Origin of the sequence: Hymenobacter psychrotolerans DSM 18569 (assembly GCF_900142395.1) — a bacterium.
Lineage (GTDB): Bacteria > Bacteroidota > Bacteroidia > Cytophagales > Hymenobacteraceae > Hymenobacter > Hymenobacter psychrotolerans.
Genome location: NZ_FRAS01000001.1, coordinates 532,278 through 552,167, shown reverse-complemented (window position 1 = coordinate 552,167; position 19,890 = coordinate 532,278). Strand labels below are relative to the sequence as shown.

The window sequence follows — 19,890 nt, the reverse complement described above, 5'->3', positions numbered from 1 at the left end:
GCTGCCATGAGGCGCACTTCCTTCTGAGGGCAGGCTGCGTAGAAGCAGCTATGCAAGTCTCTTCTGCTTCTTTTGTGCGCCCCGAAGTGCATGGCCACCGGGGCTGCCGGGGCCTGTACCCCGAAAATACGCTGCCTGCCTTTCTGCACGCTGTGCAGCTCGGAGTTGATGTGTTGGAGCTGGATGTAGTGCTTTCAGCCGATGGCCAGGTAGTGGTGTCGCACGAGCCCTGGATGAATTCTATTATCTGCCTCGCCCCCCGCCAGCAGCCAATTCCGGCTGATGAGCAGCACCAGCACAACCTCTTTCGGATGTCTTACGCCAGCATCCGCACCTATGACTGTGGGCGGCTACGGCATCCGGCGTATCCAAACCAGCGCAGCCAGCCCGCAGTTAAACCGCTGCTACGCGACGTAGTGGCGGCTACTACTATGCTGGCCCGGCAGCTGGGCCGTGCACCAGTTCATTTCAGCGTTGAAGTAAAGAGCACTCCTGCCGGCGACAATCTGTTTCACCCTGGTCCGGCTGCCTTCGCTCAGGCCGTACTAACCGAATTGCAAACTCTGGAGCTGGTGCCCCGCACTACGCTATTGTGTTTCGATGACCGGATACTGCAGCAGTGCCGGCAGCTACTCCCGGCCCTGCCGCTGTGCCTGCTTGTGGAAGACGACATACCCTTCGCAGAGCACGTGCAGAGACTCGGATTTTTGCCCGAGGTATACGGTCCGCGCCATGACCTAGTGACCCCAGAGCTGGTGGCGCAAGCGGCTGCTGGTAATGTGCGGCTGGTGCCCTGGACGGTCAATGAGGTGCAGGACATGCGCAGGCTGCTGGTACTTGGAGTAGCTGGCATCACTACCGATTACCCTGACCGTCTGCTGGCGCTTCTTCCTGAAAATGCCCATTAGGCATGCATCGGCTTCTGTAACAAGCCCACTGGCGGTTGCCGCACAACTATTGTTCCGGCAAATCATCTTGCTCTGTTCAGCGTCAGGCCTACTGTTACAGGTTAAAACACTGCCTATAGGCCCAGAATAGGCTTTTGCTAGTGATGCAATACAAGTGTAAAAGGCATTGTTTCAGTATGTGTAAAACAGTGAGCTTGTAAATTGTAGCATGTGTTACTCGTTACAAGTTTTATACTGTAACAGTTTTTGTTCATTCAAATGTGTTTACTTGTTCGATCTTGTATTGCTGTAATGCCGAACATATTTGTCATATTTACACTCTGATCTGTAGTTGCTTCTTCTATGCCACATCAAGGCGAAATCCTTCAGGAAACCATCAAAAACAGCGGTATATCCATTACTCGGATAGTGGACGGGTTGGGTATTACACGTCCCACTATGTATCGTAAATTCAAAGAAGAGACACTTGATTACGCATTTGTTAAAAGGGTTGGCGAAATTATAGGACACGACTTTTCAAATGATTTTACATCGTCACATCAATCTGTATTGCCTTTTGTAACACATAAGGCGGATGTTACACCTGTTAACACTGTAACAAACAAGTCTTCCTCTTTACAATCTACTGAGGCTGACCCCATAAAGCAGTTGTTAGCACTCCAAACCAAGTACATTGCATTACTGGAAGCCTACAACGAGCTCCTGTTGAAGGTGTATGGCCCGCGTTAACAAAAACGTTCCACGTGAAACATTTTTGTTTGCTTCCAGTAGCCGCGTTGTGTGGAACTGACCGCCTAGCCGGACGATGTAGGCAGGTCAATACGCAAGCTCACGATAGACCAAGTACATACTTAAGGCTGCATCCAAGCTTAAAGCAAGTCGGGAATAGCAGGGGTAAGCCATAGTGGCGAACTGCTACAGAACGCCGTGCTGGCAGACGCACACTAGTGCTTTTTTCCTGGCTGCTACTGCCGACTACTACAAAGGTTGCTGTGCTGATATACCCGGACTGTTGATGCCTAAATAGGGCAGGGGACGGCATCTTGCAAGTGAAGGATTTTCGTTTCTAAACCTCGCAGATTTGAATGCCTCTAAAGTGCCTGCAGGGCAATAGGTCAATCGTAGCTCTGACCGACTCACCAAGTCCTTACATTCTACATCAGGAAGACAGAGCAGCTAATACGACCAGATGCCACCCATAAAGTAGAGTGAGCCAAGAAAAGGCCTGCCATCATACCAAGCTCACCCAATGCGGCGGCTTATGCGGGTGCTTTGAAAGTCTTGGCGTATCCTAATTTAGAGTACGAAATAGCTGCCTGACTCTATTGCCAAGTATAGCACGCCGCGTATGTAGGCAAGCCAACTAGACGTAGCCGCCGGCCCTCAGGATGGTGAGCAGTCGATAGGAGGGGAGGGGCATATAACCTCACACCAGCAGTGTTGCCTGTGGGAGGTGGCGTACAATCACATCCCACTAAGGAAGGTCAGGGTTATGTAGGCCTACCGATGCTGCAGAGCGGAGTAATCAGGATTAAACCTGAGCCCCAGAGGTAGTGCTCCCTCAAATGAGCCAAGGCTCCAAGTCGAGAGCAAGCCATATGCGTGTAGTGGCAATGCTAGGTGGGCCTCAGGGTAGGTGAGCTGGATCGATGCGGTTGCTGGCCTCACACTGGCGAAAGCGCCAATTACAGGAAGACTACTTCTTTGACAACCGTTTCGCCAACCTCCGCATTAATAAGCTCCAGCACCCGGGTCTTGGCCATCACCAACTCATGCTTGAGGGGAGCAGAAGTCAGCCTGACGAATAGCTTGCTGTTGCTAACGTAGATTTCCTTGGTCTTAAGAGCAACTGCCTTGCCCATCACCTTCTCCCAGCTAGCTACTACCGTCACCTCGTTCAGTTTGCCTTGCAGCCGATAGGCCTTCAGCAAAGCCTTGATACTATCCTTGAGCGGGACAATATCAGCCTGACGGGAGTTTTCGGGGGAGTTTGGTTTTTTCACGAAGAGAATTTAATATAACGCGCGAGGAAGGGCGCAGCTGCCCTGGCCCAAAGGTACGGTGCTTATAGCGCCTGCACGCTGCCATGCTCCACCCGAAAACGACTGATCTGATCTGTGATGTTTGCCAGCGCCAGATCGGTGCGGTCGAGGTGGGTGTGGGTGAGAAACACTTGGCCAAAGGTATGGTCGGCGACGAGCTGCAGTAGCCGGGTGATGCGCTTCTCATCCAGCCGGTCGAAGATGTCGTCGAGAAGCAGGAGGGGCTTTTGCTGGTTCCGCGCAGCCAGGATTTCGAACTGCGCCAGCTTAAGCGCAATGACGTAGGACTTCTGCTGCCCCTGCGACCCGTAGCTCTTCACGGCCAGGTCATCCATCAGGAACACGAAGTCGTCTTTGTGGGGACCAACCGTGGTACGCTGCAGCGTGAGGTCCTTGCGTTCCTGCACCCGGAGCAGCTTGGCGAAATCGGCTTCCGGTAGCTGGCTCTTATAGGAGAGGGTCACCACTTCCCGGCTATCAGCAAGCTGCTGGTAGTGGCGCTGAAAAATGGGCACGAACTCCAGCAGGAACTGCTGCCGGGCTGCGACAATCTTCTCGCCCACCGGCACCAGCTGCTCATCCAGCACAAGCAGATAGTCCCGGTCGTAGCCACCCTGCCGCTCGGCTGCCAGCTTCAGGAGTGAGTTGCGCTGCCGCAGAATATGGTTATAAGAAATCAGCAGCTCCAGGTACGCGTGGTCGAGCTGCGAGATAAGGCTGTCGAAATATTTGCGGCGCTCTTCACTGCCCTGCCGGATCAGGTCCGTGTCGTAGGGGGAAATGAGCACGGCCGGATAGCGGCCGATGTGGTCTGATACCCGCTCGTAGGCCTGCTTGTCGTGCGTTACGACTTTCTTCTGGCCCGCCCGCAGGCTCACCTGAATCATCTCCTTGCTGGCACCAGCATCGGAACCAGGAGCGTCCTGCTGAAAGCGGCCTTTCACCACGAAAAACTCTTCTCCTTGTTTAATACTTTGCGCATCTAGCGGGGAGAAGGCACTCTTGGTTAGAGAGAGGTAGTGAACGGCGTCGAGCAGATTGGTTTTGCCGCTGCCGTTGTCCCCGATGAAGCAGTTGATGCGCGGCGAAAAGCGCAGATTGGCTTCATTGTAGTTTTTGAAAAACAGCAGGTGCAGGCTTTCGAGTATCATGCTTGGGGGTTCGGAATTGCAATCCTTTTACGTACTTTCGCATCCCAAACGCGAACAACCGAAAGCAAGATGGCGGAGACGAAAGTAAAGGCTACCCCGAAGGCTTCCAATTCGGCGAAGAAAACGCCGGCCCAAAAAGCCGTAGCCCAGAGCAATGCTGTTACCAATACGGTAGAACAGCCCGACCCGGTGATGCCCCCTGCCGTAAGCAAAGGCAAATCAGCCAAGAAGGGTGATGTGAAGGAGGCAGAAGCTACTTCACCAGCTAAACCCAAATTCTCGAAAGAAACCTACCTCGCCTGGTATGAGCAGATGCAGCTCATGCGCAAGTTTGAGGAGAAGGCCGGCCAGCTCTACGGTCAGCAAAAAATCAAAGGCTTCTGCCACCTCTACATTGGCCAGGAAGCCTGTGCTGCCGGAGCCGTATCGGCGCTGCGCAAAGGCGACAAGTGGATTACCGCGTACCGCGACCATGCCCACCCGCTGGCCCTGGGCACTTCGCCAAACGCCATCATGGCGGAACTGTATGCCAAAGCTACCGGCTGCTCGAAAGGCAAAGGCGGCTCGATGCACATCTTCGATAAGGAAGTAAACTTCGTGGGTGGCCACGGCATTGTGGGTGCGCAGGTGCCCATGGGTGCCGGCATTGCCTTCGCTGAGAAATACAACAAGACCGGCAACCTCTGCATCTGCTACATGGGCGACGGTGCCGTGCGCCAGGGTGCGCTGCACGAAGCCTTTAACATGGCTATGCTGTGGAAGCTGCCCGTCATCTTCGTGGTGGAGAACAACGGCTACGCCATGGGTACTTCGGTACAGCGGACTTCCAACGTAACGGAGCTCTACCACATCGGCCGGGGCTACGACATGCCGTCGGAGCCGGTGAATGCCATGAACGTAGAAGACGTGCACGATGCCGTAGCACGCGCCGCCGAGCGTGCCCGTGCCGGCGAAGGCCCCACGTTCCTGGAGTTCAAAACCTACCGCTACAAAGGTCACTCGATGAGCGACCCGGCAAAGTACCGCACCAAGGAAGAGCTGGAGGACTACCGCTCCCGCGACGCCATTGAGGCCGTACGCCACACCATCCTGACCAATAACATGGCTACGGAAGAAGCGCTGACTGCCATTGACGACAAGATCAAGGTGCAGGTACAGGAGTCGGTGGAATTTGCGGAAACTTCGCCTTACCCAACCGCCGACGAACTGTTCAAGGACGTGTACGTGCAGCAGGATTATCCTTACATCCGCGACTAACCCTGCCGCGGACTTCACTCCGGCTCTGGCCGCTGTTTCCAGAAACTTCTCATGTCAAAGATTCCTCAAACGGGCAAAACGCCCGGAGCCCGTCAGCCGCAACAGCCCGTCTCGGCCGACCCGCTTGCTACCGGCACGTATGCCCCGGAACACCCGCTACTGGAAGACCCCGACGCGCTGGCTATCCGGCTGGCTGAGTCGGAGGACTTTCTGCGCCGCAACAAGAACGTACTGCTCGGGTTGTTGGCAGTAGTGGTGCTGGCCGTAGTGGGAGCCTTTGTCTTCTACATGTGGCGCTCCTCCCAGGATGGCAAAGCGCAGGCAGCCATGTTCCAGGCGGTACACTACTGGGAAGCCGACTCGCTGAAGAAGGCCATGAAAGGCGACGGTCAGTACGTCGGGCTGGAATCGGTAGCCAACGAGTACAGCGGCACGAAAGCCGGCAACCTCGCCAATTTCTACGCTGGCGTGGCGGCCCTGAAGGAAGGCCAATACAAAGCGGCCGCTGACTACCTGGAGGATTTCTCGTCTGATGATCTGCTGGTGCAGGCCCGCGCCTACGCCCTGCTTGGTGATGCAAATCTGGAGCAGAACAAATACAAGGAGGCCGCCGACTTCTACAACAAGGCCGCCAACTACAATGCCAACGAGCAGTTCTCGCCCGGCTACCTGCTGAAGGAAGCTACGGCCCGGGAACTAGCCAAGGACTACGCCGGCGCCCTGAAAGCCTACGACCGGATTGTAACGGAATACCCGGCTTCCTTCGAAGTAAACGAAGCCCGCCAGTACAAGGCCCGCGCTGAAGCTCTCAGCGGCAAATAAGAACGAGCTGCTCCGGCACTGGAGCTGGCCCAACAGGAAAAGGACGGTGTAGTACCGTCCTTTTCTTTTACCCGATTCAGCCGCTCCGGTCGTTTGCCGGCGCGCAACACACAACGCCCGGCAATGGGCATGCGCAACGCTTCTCAACCTTTCCTCTGATGGCTACTTCCCTCAAAAACCTGAGCGAGTACAACTCCGACCACTTCATTGATATTGCCGACAAGCGCTTCGGGCTGGTAGTGGCAGAATGGAACCGCGAAATAACCGACACCCTGGCCCGCGGTGCGTACGAAACGCTACTGAAGCACGGCGCCAAGGAGGAAAACATTTTCCGCAACACGGTGCCCGGCAGCTTCGAGCTGACACTGGGCGCGCAGCTACTGGCCCAGCATGAGGAAATAGATGCCGTTATCTGCCTGGGTGTGGTCATTAAAGGCGAAACCAAGCATGACGACTACATCTGCCACGCCGTAGCCAATGGCATCACCAACGTGGGCCTCAAGTTCAACAAGCCGGTCATCTTCGGGCTCGTAACTACGAACACCCTGGAGCAGGCCTGGGACCGGGCAGGGGGCAAGCACGGCAATAAGGGAGTAGAAGGCGCAGTAGCGGCCATCCAGATGCTGAGTTTTTAGCAAGCCGACCCGCCTACCAAAGCGCACACAAGCGTAAAGTGCCCAGGCAAAAGGGATTGTCGTACAAAAGCGTAGCTTTGCGCCCGAAAATGCCGGGTGCCCTGCGCCGAAACAGGGAATTTGGCTGGCAGCGTAGGCACGCAGCTAAACTAATTTTCTGCTAAAGCTGTTGGCTTCAACATCCTGAAGCCTGTCTACGTCTTTTTCGTATCATCTTCTCTCTTCCATTTTTAGTTTACCTTTTCCGACCCCGACATGAGTGACGAAACCCTACGCTATTCCAGAGAAGATTTGGCTGAGTTTGAGCAAATCATCCAGGATAAGCTAACCGCCGCCCGCAAAGAGGTTGCTTTCATCAAAGAAACCCTGAGCCGCAAAAACGATTCCGGCACCGACAATACGGCCTCTTCTTCGAAGGTGCTGGAAGACGGTGCTGATACGGCCGAGAAAGAAAGCCTTAACCAGCTGGCCTCGCGCCAGATGAAGTTTATCATGCAGTTGGAAAACGCATTGGTCCGCATCAAAAACGGCACTTACGGCGTCTGCATCGGTACTGGCAAGCTGATTCCGAAGGAGCGCCTGCGCGCCGTACCGCACACCCAGCATTCGATTGAGGCCAAAATGGCCCGGCGCGACTAACTCCGCCACCTGTTCCTGCAGAGCCCGGACTTCCGGCCGTCCTTCCCAGTATGTGGAAGCAGGGCCGGAAGTCCGGGCACTGTTTTCTGGTCGGACTCGTTATCAACCGCCAGCCTCCGACCGGCGCTTTCCTGACACACATCTATTTTCATCTGTACCGTAGCGATACGGAACTCACCCTTGCAACTATGGGCAAGAAGCACAACTCCGACAACCCTGCTGGCCGCCGTGGCCGCACCGACCGACCTGCAGGCAACGCCGACGGATCCGGTTTTTACCAGAAATTCAATACCCCACGGGGCGGCTCCGACCGTTCGGGCGGCAACGGCAGTGACCGGGAGCGGCCAAGCCGTTCTGGTGATGCCGGCGGCCGGGGAGGCTATTCCGAGCGCCCGGCCTTCGGGCGGGGTCCTGGCGACCGTACCGGTGGCTTTGGTGGCCCCAAGAAATTCGGCGGCAGCCGTCCGGGCGGTAGCTTCGGGCGGAGCAATGAAGGCGGCTTCCGCGGCCGCGACACCGACAGCCGCCCCTATGGCAACCGCCCGGCCGATGGTGGCCGGAGCTTTGAGCGCCGGGAGCCGCGCCGCGACGATGACCGCCGGGGAGGATTCGGGGGGCAGCGCCGCGAAGATGAACGCCCGGTACGCTCGTTTGAGCCTAAAAAAACCTGGGAAGGCCAGCCGTACCGGCAGGAAGGGCGCCCGGCCGTGCCCCGCGGCAACGCTGGCGAGCGGAATCGGAAGTTTATTAAAGCGGACCCCAACCAAACGGAGGCGCCGCGCAGCTTCACGCCGCGCGAAGACAGCTTCGAGCGCGGCCCGCGCCCCGAGCAGAACCTGGGTCCGGATCGGGAAATCCGGCCGGCTCGTCCGTTCGATTTCCGGGGCCGCCCGGAAGGGTTTGAGGAGCAGGATGCGCCGCGCCGGGAGCGGAGCGCCAGCCCGGATGACCGCCCGCGGGGCAGCTTCGGAGAGCGGCGCGAAAGCAACTTCGGCAGCCGGAGCACGGGCGAGCGGAGCAGCTTTGGTACGCGTGGCTCCTCTGACCGCAAAGAAGGCGGCTTCGGCGCTCCGCGCAGCTTCACGGAGCGGGACGCTCGTCCATCGTCGCGGCCGGAGCGGCCGGCCCGCTTTGGGCACGATGCCGCTACCCCGCACCGCGCCGACAAGCTGCGCCGGGGCGAAGTAGCCGGCCAGGCCCCCGATTACAAAAACCTCAAGCACTACGAGGAAAACAAGAACCGCGGCAACAAGCGTCGGCGCCAGGAGGAAGAGGCCGGCACCGAGGAGCTGCGCCTGAACCGCTACATCGCCAACGCTGGGGTATGCTCGCGCCGCGAGGCCGACTCGCTGATTGCGGCCGGCGAAATCAAGGTGAACGGGCAGGTAGTGACGGAAATGGGCTACAAAGTGCAGCCCAACGACACGGTACAGTACGGCAAAACCAACCTCAACCGAGAGAAGCTGGTGTACGTGCTGCTCAACAAGCCGAAAGACACCATCACGACCACCGAAGACCCGGAAGGCCGCCGTACCGTGATGGACCTTGTGAAGGAGTCGTCGAAGGAGCGCATCTTCCCGGTGGGCCGCCTCGACCGCAACACCACAGGCCTGCTGCTCTTCACCAATGATGGAGAAGTGGCGCAGAAACTGTCGCACCCGTCGCACCGCAACAAGAAAATCTACCAGGCCGAACTCGACAAGCCTTTGACCGAAGAGCATCTGAAGCAGATTGCGGCCGGCGTAGAGCTGGAAGATGGCAAAGCCGAAGTAGACGACGTAGCTGTGGTAGCCGGCAATCCGCACTTTGTGGGCATTGAGCTGCACATTGGGCGCAACCGCATCGTGCGGCGCATCTTCGAGCACCTCGGCTACGACGTGGTGGCGCTGGACCGGGTGCAGTACGCCGGCCTCACCAAGAAAGACCTGCCCCGCGGCAAATGGCGCTTCCTGAACGAAAAGGAAGTTATCCGGCTGAAGTATTTCATGTAGAAACGCAACCCCGGCGCTGTCCGGGGGCTCTTATCCATGGTGTAGAGAAACAGGGAGTGGTGAGTTTGTAGTCCGGCCGGCGCGCTGCCGGTTCGGGCAGAACTCACCACTTCTGTGCTTCTCTGGCCTGCTTCCTTACGCCTCACCCGTCAGCATCAGCCCGTGCGCACGTTTGCCCTTGATATTGGTAACACAGCCGTGAAATATGGCTGCTTTGAGGGAAACGCGCTACTGGAATCAGAAAGCGGGCAAACCGCCGCCCAGATTCTGGCTGCCCTGCAGCGGCTGCGGCCAACCCACGGTATCGTGGCATCGGTAGCCGAGCCAACGGGGGAGTGGGCCGCTGCACTGCGGCAGGAGCTGAGCGGGCAGGTGCTGGAGTTCAGCCCTGCCACCACGCCGCTGCCGCTGCACAACGCCTATGCCACGCCGCACACGCTCGGGGCCGACCGGTTGGCCGCCGCCGTAGGAGCTGCCTGGCTGCGCCCCGGCCACGATACGCTTATCGTGGATGCCGGTACGGCCATCAAGTGCGACCTGGTGGAGGGCGGGCATACGTTCCGGGGTGGCAGTATTGCGCCGGGGCTCCGGATGCGGTTTGAGGCGCTGCACAAGCTCACGGGGCGCCTGCCGCTGGTAGAAATGCCCGCCGAAGCCGCCGCGCCGATACCCCTGACCGGGCACGACACGCAGGCGGCTATCCGCAGCGGCGTACTGAATGGAGCCGCCGCCGAAGTCAACGGCTTCATTGCCAGCTACCAGCAACAGTTTCCGCAGCTGGGCGTGGTGCTGGCCGGCGGCGACGCGGCTTTTTTCCAACCACGGCTGAAAGGCCTTATCTTTGGCATTCCGGAGCTCGTGCTGATTGGGCTCCACCGTATATTGGCATACAATGTTAAACTCTAAATACGCCGGGCTGCTGGGATTGACGGTGTTGGGCCTCGGTGCTGCCACGCACAGCCAGGGCCAAAACCTCGGCAACTCTCCTTATTCCCGCCTCGGACTGGGCGACACCTATTTCAATGCGGGCGGTGTCCGGCAGATGGGTATGGGGGGCACTGGCCTGGCGGCGCCTAACGGCTCACAGGTAAACGAGCTGAACCCGGCCCTGCTCTATTACACGAACCGCACCACCTGGGAGGCGACAGCAATAGGGGAGTACAAGACGGTAAGCAACAGCACGACTTCGCAGAAAACCGGTAGCGGCAAGCTGGGCTATCTGGCGCTGTCGGTGCCTATTTCCAGCCGTTGGGGAGCTGCCCTGGGCCTCAAGCCCTTCAGCTCCGTCGATTTTGAGTCGACGGAAATAATGCGCGTCGATAACAACCCCAACCTGGCGCAGGTACTCAACCGCTACAAAGGCGAGGGCGAGCTTTCCGAAGCCTACTTCGCCCACGGCGTGCGCTTGGCCAAAGGGCTGTCGGTGGGCGTGGCCGCATCGTATGTGTTCGGCAGCATCGACATGAACTCTTCCACGCAGGTGGTGCCCGACGACGTGCTGACCGCGGGTGGGGACATAGACCAGACGGTGCTGATAGACCATATCCACTACTCCGATTTCAAATTTCGGGGCGGTGCGCACTACCGGAGCAAGCTAAGCAAGACCCTCAACTACAATGTAGCCGGTACCTACAGCTTCCAGACCAAGCTGAACGGAGAGCGGCTCCTGACGCTGAGCCGCCAGACGGCCGTTGGTAGCCAGATTGGCGAAAACATTGTGCTGGAAAGCGGCGAAGGCAGCGCGACGGTGCCAGCGCTGGCGCAGTTCGGCCTGAGCCTCGACAACAACCGCAGCTGGTCAGCCAGCCTGGATGTTGCGCAGCAGCAGTGGTCGAAGTTCCGGGCCTTCAACCAGAAGGGCGGTACGGTTGGCGTGCCGCTGGACGACACGTGGCGCGCCGCTCTCGGCGGGGAATTTGCTCCGGATCCTGGCTCGGTTGATAGCTACTTTAAGCGCGTAACGTACCGGGCAGGTATTGCCGTAGCGCAATTGCCGTATCGGCCCGGGGGGCAGGTGCTCTACGACCGGTCGGTGAGCTGGGGCTTCTCGTTTCCGGTATCCGCCACAGCTCTTGATGCCACCATCCTCAACCTGGGCTTTGCCTATGGCCAGCGCGGCAACACCGATGTGCGGGAGCTGAGCACCGGTCTGACGGAGCGCAACGTGAAGGAAACCTACATCCGGGCGCAGCTGGGAGTGTCAATCAACAACCGCTGGTTTATCAAACGCCGCATTGAGTAAACTGCCGCGCATGGCTGCTTTCGGTCTGATATTGTCCTGCCGGCCTGTGCTGGCCCTGGTGCTGGGCGCCGGGCTGCTGGCGTCTGGCTGCCAGAAAAAAGACCCGGCGGCCAGCAAAAAGCCCGTGGAGTACAAGGGCCCGCTGCTGGAAACCACCAACGTGCTGACGCTCTACAGCGACTCGGCCAAACTGCAGATTAAGTACACGGCCCCTTTGGAGCAGCAGTTCGAAAGCGGCGACAAGCTCTACCCCAAAGGCATCGACGTAACGTTCTACACGAACGGGGGCAAAGAGGTGCTCAACACGCTGCGCGGCAACTATGGCCGCTACGACAAAGCCAAAAACCTCTATTTCATCCGGGGCGACGTGCGCGTAAGCAACGTGCAAAAGCAGCAGTCGATGAAGACCGAGGAAATGTACTTCGACCAGGAAAAGCGGCTGATCTACAACGATACCACGCAGCTGGTGCGCATCCAGACGCCCACCGAAATCCTGACGGGCTACGGCCTGACCGCCAACCAGGACTTCTCGCGCTACACCATCCTGAAGCCCGAAGGCGTGTTTACCATTGATCAGGCGGATATGAAGTCCGCCAACTAAACCTGTACCGCATGAAACGATTCTGGGAGCCGGGCCTTGGGCGCACTATTCTGTTTGCCGTGTCCGTAGTGTCTTTCGTTATCGGCACCTACCAGACCGTGCAGCGGATGGGCGACGAAAACGCCCTGCGCGACAACTACTGGCTGTTCATGATTTCGTTTTCCTGCGTGATGCTGTACCGCTACCTCAAGCCTGACGCCAAGCCGCAGGCCCCCAGCCAGCCCTCTACGCCTCCCGCCAAGCGCGTACCCCGCAACAAGCGCCGCGACTAACCCAAGGCCAGCCAACCGGCTGCCAACCACCTTGTGCAGGACCTTTTCTCGCCGGAATCAGCCGTTTGGTTGGCGTTCCGGCAAGGGAAGGTCCTGTGCTTTGCAGGGGCCGGTGCGTGTTTTCGCGACGCTGGCTTACTGCCCACTACCTCACCCGATTATCCAATCGGGGCCGGCCCTTTGATTCTCCCGGCAATTCTGGTTATTTTGCACCTCTTTCCGCTTTTACATACTGCGCTTTTTTTCAAGTAAATGGCATTAATTAACACGATTCGGGAAAAATCAGGCTGGGCCGTGGGCGTCGTCGCCGTGGGCATGGTGCTCTTCATTGTGGGGGGCGACCTGGTGGGCGGCAATAGTCGGCTGTTCAATCGGGACCAGACCGTGGTAGGCGAAATTGCCGGCGAGAAAGTGGAACTCGAAGATTTCCAAAACACCCTGGAGCAGGCCAAGCAGTCGTTCATTCAGCAGCAGGGCACCCAGCCCGACGAGCAGACGATGGGCTACCTGCGCGACCAGGCCTGGAACCAGACTATCTACCGGATTGCGTTCCAGAAAGAGTTTGAAAAGCTGGGCCTCACGGTTTCGGATGAGGAGCTGACCGATATGGTGCAGGGCAAAAACATTCACCCCAGCATCCGGCAGGCCTTCACCGATCAGCAAACCGGCCAGTTCGACCGCGCCAAAATCATCCAGTACCTGCAGGGCCTCGACAAAATGCCCCCGGATGCGCAGGCCGCCTGGCACAACTTCGAAGCCAACCTCGGCCCCGAGCGTATGGGCCAGAAGTACAACAGCCTGCTCAAACTGAGCAACTACGTGACGACGGCGGAAGCCAAGCGCTTCGACGAAGACCAGAACACCCGCGCCTCCATGCGCTACCTGTTCGTGCCGTACTTCTCCATCTCCGACTCGGCGGTGAAAGTAACCGACGACCAGCTGCAGGCTTACCTCGACAAGAACAAGTCGCGCTATAAGGTAGAAGATGGCCGCACCATCGAGTACGTGAGCATTCCGGTTACGGCTTCTGTGGAAGACAGCACGGCTTCCCGGCAGGCTGTTGATCAGCTGGCAGCCCAGTTTGCCGCTGCCCCGAACGACACGCTATTTGTGAAGCTCAACTCCGACCAGCCCTACAACTCGGCCTACGTTTCGCCGGCCGATATGCCGGAGAAGCTGCGTCAGCAGCTGCCCCTCACGGTAGGCAAGGTGTACGGCCCGTACTCGGAGAACGGCACTACCAGCCTGCACAAAGTAATCGGTGAGAAAACCGGGGCGCAGGCGGCGGCCCGCGCCAGCCATATCCTCATCAAGGCGGAAGGCACTACCCCGGAGGCCGATGCTGCTGCCAAAGCCAAAGCCACCGACCTGCTCAACAAAATCAAAGGCGGCGCCGACTTTGCTGCCATGGCTCGCCAGTTCGGCACCGACGGCACCGTAACGACCGGCGGCGACCTGGGCTGGTTCCAGCAAGGCCGCATGGTTCCCGAGTTTGAGAAAGCCGTATTCGGCGCTTCTTCCGCAGGCCTGCTGCCCAACCTGGTGAAAACCTCGTTCGGCTACCACATTATCAAAATCACGGCACCCAAAACCACTCAGACCTACCAGCTGGCCACCGTGCAGAAGCGCATTGCGCCTTCGGAAGCCACCAACGAAGCTGCTTACGCCAAAGCCCAGACGCTGAAAGGCGAAGCCACCGACCTGGAGTCGTTCCGCAAGGCCGTAGCCAAAGACAAGAACCTGCAGAAGCAGGAAGCCAAAGGCCTCGGCCGTGGCGACCGGGCCGTAAACAGCATCCAGAACGCCCGCGAAATTGTGCGCTGGGCCTATGGCACCAACGGCAAGAAAACGGCTGTCGGCGACGTATCGGAGGTGTTTGATATGGGCGACCAGTACGTTGTTGCCGTCTTGACCGGTGAGCGGAGCAAAGGCACTGCCGACGTGGCCAGCCTGAAGCCCGAGCTGCAGGCCGCCGTGCGCAACGAGCTGAAAGCGCAGCAGATTATAGAGAAGCTGAAAGGCAAAACCGGTACGCTGGAGCAGATTGCGGCCACCTACGGCCCGCAGGCGCAGGTGAAAACCACGGAAGGCGTTGTGCTGGGTACCGGTACCATTCCGGGCCTCGGCGGTGAGCCGGTAGCAGTAGGCGCCGTATTCGGGCTGAAAGCCGGCCAGAAGTCGGCTCCCATCCAGGGTGAGCAGGGCGTGCTGATTGTAGAGCCCGTGAGTGTGCAGAAGCCCACTGCTGCCACCGATGTAGCCGCCGTGAAAAAGCAGCTGATGATTCAGCGCCAGAACCGCGCCGACGGCCTCATCTACGAAGCCGTGAAAAACCACGCCAACATCAAGGACGAGCGTAACAAGTTCTTCTAGACCTTGCCCGCCGCATAAAAAAAGCCGCTTCTTCAGGAGCGGCTTTTTTTATGTGCGTGTGTCAGGTTGGTAAAGGTGCCGGGTTGCCTATGGCTTGAACCACTGGCTAAGCATTCCGTCAACCCAGCTACCCGCCATTTTCCTGCTTATCTTGAAATGAATCCGGCCGCTACGCCGTTTCCTTCCAATATGCTCCCTTCTATGCGTCGTTTACGTCCCGTGCTGATTTCTCTTCTGCTCCTGACCGTAGCTCCGGCCTACGCGCAGCAGGAGGGAGGCAACATTTCCCTGGCCAAAGAATACACCCGCAAGGGGGAGCACGAAAAGGCGGCCTTTCTGTTCAGCAAGCTGCCTACCGAGGCCCAGACTGCCCCCAACATTCTGCCCGACTATCTGGAGTCGCTGCAGCAGCTCAACCGCCACAAGGATGCCGAGAAGCTGGTGAAGAAAGCCCAGCGGCAGTACCCGCAGGAGCAGGTGTATGGCGTGACGCTGGGGGCCGTGTACGCCGCTGCCGGCGACCAGGCCGCCGCCAACAAGCAGTACGAAAAGGTGGTGAGCCAACTCAGCACCGCTCAGGTAGTGCCCGTCGCTACTGAGTTCAGCCGCCGGAAGCTGCCGGAATGGGCCGAGAAAACCTACCTGCGCGGCCGCGCGCTGGCCCAGAACGACACCGAGTATGGGCCGCAGCTCATCCAGCTCTATACCCAGAGCGGCAACTCGGAGCGGCTGATGGCCGAAACGTTGCGCCTGCTGCAGAACGATGAGCAGCAGCTGCCCTTTGTGCGCAACATGCTCCAGAACACGCTGCAGGACGAGAAAGGCTTTGAGGCGCTGGAGCGGGAGCTGCTCACCAATGTGCAGAAGTACCCCGAGCGGGCCGTGTACAGCGAGCTGCTGCTGTGGCTGCAGGTGCAGCGCCGCGACTTCACTGGTGCGCTGGTGCAGGCCAAAGCCCTCGACCGGCGCGGCCGCAGCGAAGGCAGCCGCGTGATGGATATTGCGGCCATTGCCCAGCAAAACAAAGACTATGAAAGCGCCATCAGCGGCTACGAATACGTGTTGCGCGAATACCGCAGCGGGCAGTTCTACGCCACCGCCCGCCAGCGGCTCGTGCAGACCCGCGAAGCCCAGGTGCGCGACACCTACCCCATTGATCCGGCCAAAATCCGGGGACTGATAGGGGAGTACCAGCAGGTGCTGACGGAATTGGGCCGCACGCCCCAAACGGCGCCGGTGCTGCGTAGCATGGCTGTGCTCTACGCCTTCCAGCTCGACGAGAAGCCCGCGGCCATGAAGCTGCTGCAGGAAGTAATTGATATGCCCCGCGCCAGCCTTGCGGTGGTAGATCAGGCCAAAGTTGATCTGGCCGACATCTACCTGCTGCGCGGGGAGCCCTGGGAGGCCACACTGCTGTACTCGCAGGTAGAGAAGTCGCACAAAGACTCGCCGCTGGGCTACGAGGCCAAGCTGCGCAACGCCCGCCTGAGCTACTTCGCCGGCGACTTCAAGCTGGCCAAAAGCCACCTCGACATTCTGAAGGAAGCCACCAGCCGCGAAATTGCCAACGACGCCATGCAGCTCTCGCTGCTCATCACCGACAACACCGCCATGGACACCGCCGGCGTAGCCCTGCGCGACTACGCCGTGGTGGAGCAGCTCGTGTTCCAGAATAAGCTGCCCGAAGCGCTGCGCGGCCTCGATGCGCTGCTGCAGAAGTATCCCGGCCACGCGCTGCAGGACGAAGCCTGGCTGCTGAAAGCCCAATTGCAGCGCCGCACCGGCGACTACAAAGCGGCCGTCGGAACGTTGGAGAAGATTACGGCCAACCCCAAATACGACGTGCTCAGCGACGATGCGCTGTTCCTGCTGGCCAATATTCAGGAGGAGAATCTGCAGGACAAGGAGCAGGCCCAGACGCTCTACAACCAGCTGCTGGTGAAATACCCCGGCAGCATCTACGTGGCCGAAGCCCGCAAACGGTTCCGCAAGCTGCGCGGCGACTCGCTGTAAGGATGTAACCACGAGGCCGTCATTCCGAGCATGTGGCGCATCAAGCCACATGCTCGGAGTGACGTGTAAGAGGACAGCCGCCTAGCTGAAAAACAGAAACATCAGGCCCAGGGCCATGATGAAAATCAGATACATCAGCCCGTCGGAGAGGATGTACTGGCCGTATTTGCGGAGGAACTCGTGGAAGCTGGACATGCCGCAAAGGTACGGCGAGGGGCTGGCTGCACGCGGTTTTCTTCGTACTTTTGAAGATATGCCGCTGTTAGGCTCCTGTAGGCTATGATGGAAAAACGATGGATTCGCAAGCCAGCGCCCGACGCTGAAAAAGTCCGGCACCTGGCCGACGCCCTGCGCGTCAATGAAACCATTGTAGCGCTGCTCTGCCAGCGCGACGTTTGCACCTTCGAAGAGGCCCGCGCCTACTTCCGCCCCGACCTGCGCACGCTGCCCGACCCGCTGCTGATGCGCGACATGGACTGCGCCGTGGCCCGCCTGCGCGAAGCCCTGCACGCCGGCCAGAAAGTGCTGGTTTTTGGCGACTACGACGTGGACGGCACGACTTCCGTGGCCGTAACCTACAGCTTCCTGCTGCCCTACTTCGGCACGGAGCGTATCGAATACTACATTCCGGACCGCTACAAAGAAGGCTACGGCATTTCGGAGGCCGGCATCGATTATGCGGCCGAAAACAGCTTCTCGCTCATCATTGCCCTCGACTGCGGCGTGAAATCCGTGGATAAGATTGCCTACGCCAACGAGCGGGGCGTTGACTTTATCATCTGCGACCACCACTTGCCGGGCGCAGAGCTGCCTGCCGCCGTGGCCGTGCTCGACCCCAAGCGCCAGGACTGCAACTACCCGTTTAAGGAGCTTTCCGGTTGCGGCGTAGGCTTCAAGCTGATGCAGGCCTTTGCCGAAGACCAGGGGCTCGACGAAGCCCCGCTCTACGACCTGCTGGACCTGGTGGCCGTGAGCATCGCCGCCGACATTGTGCCCATCATGGGGGAAAACCGCACGCTGGCCTACCACGGGCTGCGCCTGCTCAACGACCCGCAGCGGCCCCAGCGAGCCGGCCTCGACGCGTTGCGCGAATTGGCTGGTTTGCAGAAGTCCGACCTCAACATCAGCAGCCTGGTGTTCGGGTTTGCGCCCCGCATCAACGCGGCCGGCCGCATGGGCGACGCCAAACGCTCAGTAGCTATGCTGCTGGCCGACAGCAAGCAGGAAGCCTTCGACAAAGCCGCCGTGGTGGACAAAACCAACCAGGAGCGCCGCGGCTTCGATACCAGCATCACGAAGGAAGCGCTGGACATGATTGAGGCCGACGCGCTGTTTCAGGATGCTCACACTACGGTGCTCTTCAAGCAGGACTGGCACAAGGGCGTGGTAGGCATCGTGGCCTCGCGCTGCCTCGACAAGTACTACCGCCCCACCATCATCCTCACCGAAAGCAACGGCAAAGCCACCGGCTCGGCCCGCTCCGTGGCTGGGTTTGATGTGCACCAGGCCATTGAGGAGTGCGCCGATTTGCTGGATCAGTTCGGGGGCCACATGTACGCGGCCGGCCTCACGCTGCCGGTTGAGAACGTGCCGGCTTTCCGGGCGAAGTTTGAGCGGATTGTGGCCAGCCGCATCCGGCCCGAGCAGATGATTCCGCCCGTGGAAATCGACGCTGAGCTGAATTTAAACGAAGTAACGGGCAGCTTCCATAAGCTGCTGTGCCAGATGGAGCCTTTCGGGCCCGGCAACAGCAACCCCACTTTTATGGCGCGCGGCGTGTACGCGGCGCCTAATTCGGCCCGTGTGGTCGGCAACTCCCACCTCAAGCTGGCCCTCACCCAGGACGGGCACCACGTCCTCGACGCCATCGGCTTTGGGCTGGCCGAGCACCTGCCCCAGATTCAGCAGGGCCAGCCGTTCAGCGTCTGCTACACTGTCGAAATCAACGAGTACCGCGGCGTGCGCACTCTGCAGCTTCGGCTGAAGGATATCCGCTGGGAGTAACGGCAGCTGGAACGCGGCGGCTACCGTATGGCTGCGAGGCTGATGGCTACCTGTATACCAATCACCCGATTCTGCGTTAGCGTCTATCCCGTGCAACCCCGCGCCGCTTCGCTACCTTTGCCCCGATGATTCTCAGAGCCGAACACCTGGTTAAGAAATACAAAGCCCGCACCGTCGTCAACGATATGTCGTTGCACGTGGAGCAGGGCGAGATTGTGGGGCTGCTGGGGCCAAACGGAGCCGGCAAAACCACGTCCTTCTACATGACCGTGGGCATGGTGAAGCCCGACGGCGGCCGCGTTTACCTCGACGACCAGGAAATCACCAAAATGCCCATCTACCAGCGGGCCCGCCTCGGGGTAGGCTACCTGGCCCAGGAAGCCAGCGTGTTCCGCGACCTGAGCGTGGAGGAGAACATTCTGGCGGTGCTCGAAATGACCGACATGCCCAAGCAGGCCCAGCTCGACAAGGTGGAGTCGCTGCTGAATGAGTTCAGCCTGACGCACGTGCGCAAAAACCTGGGCAAGGTGCTGAGCGGCGGCGAGCGGCGGCGTACCGAAATAGCGCGCGCGCTGGCCGTCGACCCCAAATTTGTGCTGCTCGATGAGCCGTTTGCCGGCGTCGACCCCATTGCCACCGAGGAAATCCAGGGCATCGTGGCCAAGCTCAAGCACAAGAACATCGGCATTCTCATCACCGACCACGACGTCAACTCCACGCTCAGCATCGTGGACCGCGCCTATCTGCTCTTCGAAGGCAAGCTGCTGAAAGCCGGCACTGCTGAAGAACTGGCCGCCGACGAAACCGTGCGCCGCGTGTACCTGGGCAAGAACTTCGAGCTGAAGCGCAAGCTGTAGGGGGCGCTGGTAGGGGAAAGGGTGGATTAACTTCCGTTTCTTCGCTGCGTTAAATCCCTCTCCATCCCGTTTCCGTCTGCCCC

The 19,890-nt window shown here is 59.2% G+C and carries 17 protein-coding genes; 15 read left to right on the top strand and 2 right to left on the bottom strand.

Features of this window, described 5'->3' with window-relative positions; all coding sequences use genetic code 11:
• Positions 1–50 precede the first annotated feature (50 nt).
• Positions 51–908, top strand: coding sequence for a glycerophosphodiester phosphodiesterase family protein (locus BUE15_RS02320; protein ID WP_073281056.1), 858 nt, complete (start codon positions 51–53; stop codon positions 906–908).
• A gap of 342 nt (positions 909–1,250) precedes the next feature.
• Complete coding sequence (locus tag BUE15_RS21430; RefSeq protein ID WP_139252088.1) at positions 1,251–1,637, top strand: helix-turn-helix domain-containing protein; 387 nt, start codon at positions 1,251–1,253, stop codon at positions 1,635–1,637.
• Positions 1,638–2,593: 956 nt separating this feature from the next.
• Here BUE15_RS21430 and BUE15_RS02315 read toward each other — a convergent pair.
• Both BUE15_RS02315 and recF read right to left on the bottom strand, forming a co-directional pair.
• Entirely contained in the window at positions 2,594–2,911 is a 318-nt protein-coding gene (locus tag BUE15_RS02315; protein ID WP_073281055.1) for a DciA family protein, read from the bottom strand.
• Positions 2,912–2,973: 62 nt separating this feature from the next.
• Positions 2,974–4,101: a DNA replication/repair protein RecF gene (gene recF / locus BUE15_RS02310; protein WP_073281054.1), complete on the bottom strand. Its 1,128-nt coding sequence runs from the start codon at positions 4,099–4,101 to the stop codon at positions 2,974–2,976.
• A 192-nt stretch (positions 4,102–4,293) separates the two neighbouring features.
• Here recF and pdhA point away from each other — a divergent pair, with 192 nt between their 5' ends.
• From pdhA to lptB, 13 genes are all read left to right on the top strand, one after another.
• A complete protein-coding gene (gene pdhA / locus BUE15_RS02305) occupies positions 4,294–5,358 on the top strand; it encodes a pyruvate dehydrogenase (acetyl-transferring) E1 component subunit alpha (protein WP_073281187.1) in 1,065 nt (354 codons plus the stop codon).
• A gap of 51 nt (positions 5,359–5,409) precedes the next feature.
• Complete coding sequence (locus tag BUE15_RS02300; protein ID WP_139252087.1) at positions 5,410–6,180, top strand: tetratricopeptide repeat protein; 771 nt, start codon at positions 5,410–5,412, stop codon at positions 6,178–6,180.
• Positions 6,181–6,338: 158 nt separating this feature from the next.
• Entirely contained in the window at positions 6,339–6,815 is a 477-nt protein-coding gene (gene ribH, locus BUE15_RS02295) for a 6,7-dimethyl-8-ribityllumazine synthase (RefSeq protein ID WP_073281053.1), read from the top strand.
• Between the two features lie 255 nt (positions 6,816–7,070).
• The gene (locus tag BUE15_RS02290) at positions 7,071–7,454 is read left to right on the top strand and encodes a TraR/DksA family transcriptional regulator (protein WP_073281052.1); all 384 of its coding nucleotides are present in this window, start codon (positions 7,071–7,073) and stop codon (positions 7,452–7,454) included.
• 188 nt (positions 7,455–7,642) lie between these two features.
• The gene (locus BUE15_RS02285) at positions 7,643–9,445 is read left to right on the top strand and encodes a pseudouridine synthase (protein ID WP_073281051.1); all 1,803 of its coding nucleotides are present in this window, start codon (positions 7,643–7,645) and stop codon (positions 9,443–9,445) included.
• Between the two features lie 114 nt (positions 9,446–9,559).
• Positions 9,560–10,351 (top strand): type III pantothenate kinase, encoded by a 792-nt coding sequence (locus BUE15_RS02280; protein ID WP_244535853.1) that lies wholly within the window; start codon positions 9,560–9,562, stop codon positions 10,349–10,351.
• The gene (locus BUE15_RS02275) at positions 10,338–11,687 is read left to right on the top strand and encodes a BamG family beta-barrel-assembly machinery protein (RefSeq protein WP_139252086.1); all 1,350 of its coding nucleotides are present in this window, start codon (positions 10,338–10,340) and stop codon (positions 11,685–11,687) included. Before BUE15_RS02280 ends, BUE15_RS02275 begins: the two co-directional genes overlap by 14 nt.
• 10 nt (positions 11,688–11,697) lie before the next feature.
• Positions 11,698–12,288, top strand: coding sequence for an LPS export ABC transporter periplasmic protein LptC (gene lptC / locus BUE15_RS02270; RefSeq protein ID WP_084548758.1), 591 nt, complete (start codon positions 11,698–11,700; stop codon positions 12,286–12,288).
• Between the two features lie 11 nt (positions 12,289–12,299).
• Entirely contained in the window at positions 12,300–12,560 is a 261-nt protein-coding gene (locus BUE15_RS02265; protein WP_073281048.1) for a hypothetical protein, read from the top strand.
• 252 nt (positions 12,561–12,812) lie between these two features.
• Positions 12,813–14,933 (top strand): peptidylprolyl isomerase, encoded by a 2,121-nt coding sequence (locus BUE15_RS02255; protein ID WP_073281046.1) that lies wholly within the window; start codon positions 12,813–12,815, stop codon positions 14,931–14,933.
• A gap of 201 nt (positions 14,934–15,134) precedes the next feature.
• Complete coding sequence (locus BUE15_RS02250; RefSeq protein WP_139252085.1) at positions 15,135–16,946, top strand: tetratricopeptide repeat protein; 1,812 nt, start codon at positions 15,135–15,137, stop codon at positions 16,944–16,946.
• Positions 16,947–17,228: 282 nt separating this feature from the next.
• Positions 17,229–18,950 carry a single-stranded-DNA-specific exonuclease RecJ gene (gene recJ, locus BUE15_RS02245; RefSeq protein WP_170865170.1) on the top strand — a complete coding sequence of 574 codons (1,722 nt, stop codon included), beginning with the start codon at positions 17,229–17,231 and terminating at the stop codon, positions 18,948–18,950.
• Between the two features lie 125 nt (positions 18,951–19,075).
• Complete coding sequence (gene lptB / locus BUE15_RS02240) at positions 19,076–19,807, top strand: LPS export ABC transporter ATP-binding protein (protein WP_073281044.1); 732 nt, start codon at positions 19,076–19,078, stop codon at positions 19,805–19,807.
• Positions 19,808–19,890: the final 83 nt, after the last annotated feature.

Excerpts from the sequence above, each read along its gene's own strand:
- BUE15_RS02250 (WP_139252085.1), top strand. The coding sequence starts at position 15,135 with ATGCGTCGTTTACGTCCCGTGCTGATTTCTCTTCTGCTCCTGACCGTA.
- BUE15_RS02300 (WP_139252087.1), top strand. The coding sequence starts at position 5,410 with ATGTCAAAGATTCCTCAAACGGGCAAAACGCCCGGAGCCCGTCAGCCG.
- BUE15_RS02275 (WP_139252086.1), top strand. The coding sequence starts at position 10,338 with ATGTTAAACTCTAAATACGCCGGGCTGCTGGGATTGACGGTGTTGGGC.
- BUE15_RS02265 (WP_073281048.1), top strand. The coding sequence starts at position 12,300 with ATGAAACGATTCTGGGAGCCGGGCCTTGGGCGCACTATTCTGTTTGCC.
- lptC (WP_084548758.1), top strand. The coding sequence starts at position 11,698 with ATGGCTGCTTTCGGTCTGATATTGTCCTGCCGGCCTGTGCTGGCCCTG.
- BUE15_RS21430 (WP_139252088.1), top strand. The coding sequence starts at position 1,251 with ATGCCACATCAAGGCGAAATCCTTCAGGAAACCATCAAAAACAGCGGT.
- BUE15_RS02285 (WP_073281051.1), top strand. The coding sequence starts at position 7,643 with ATGGGCAAGAAGCACAACTCCGACAACCCTGCTGGCCGCCGTGGCCGC.
- BUE15_RS02255 (WP_073281046.1), top strand. The coding sequence starts at position 12,813 with ATGGCATTAATTAACACGATTCGGGAAAAATCAGGCTGGGCCGTGGGC.
- recJ (WP_170865170.1), top strand. The coding sequence starts at position 17,229 with ATGGAAAAACGATGGATTCGCAAGCCAGCGCCCGACGCTGAAAAAGTC.
- recF (WP_073281054.1), bottom strand. The coding sequence starts at position 4,101 with ATGATACTCGAAAGCCTGCACCTGCTGTTTTTCAAAAACTACAATGAA.
- pdhA (WP_073281187.1), top strand. The coding sequence starts at position 4,294 with ATGCCCCCTGCCGTAAGCAAAGGCAAATCAGCCAAGAAGGGTGATGTG.
- BUE15_RS02290 (WP_073281052.1), top strand. The coding sequence starts at position 7,071 with ATGAGTGACGAAACCCTACGCTATTCCAGAGAAGATTTGGCTGAGTTT.
- lptB (WP_073281044.1), top strand. The coding sequence starts at position 19,076 with ATGATTCTCAGAGCCGAACACCTGGTTAAGAAATACAAAGCCCGCACC.
- ribH (WP_073281053.1), top strand. The coding sequence starts at position 6,339 with ATGGCTACTTCCCTCAAAAACCTGAGCGAGTACAACTCCGACCACTTC.
- BUE15_RS02320 (WP_073281056.1), top strand. The coding sequence starts at position 51 with ATGCAAGTCTCTTCTGCTTCTTTTGTGCGCCCCGAAGTGCATGGCCAC.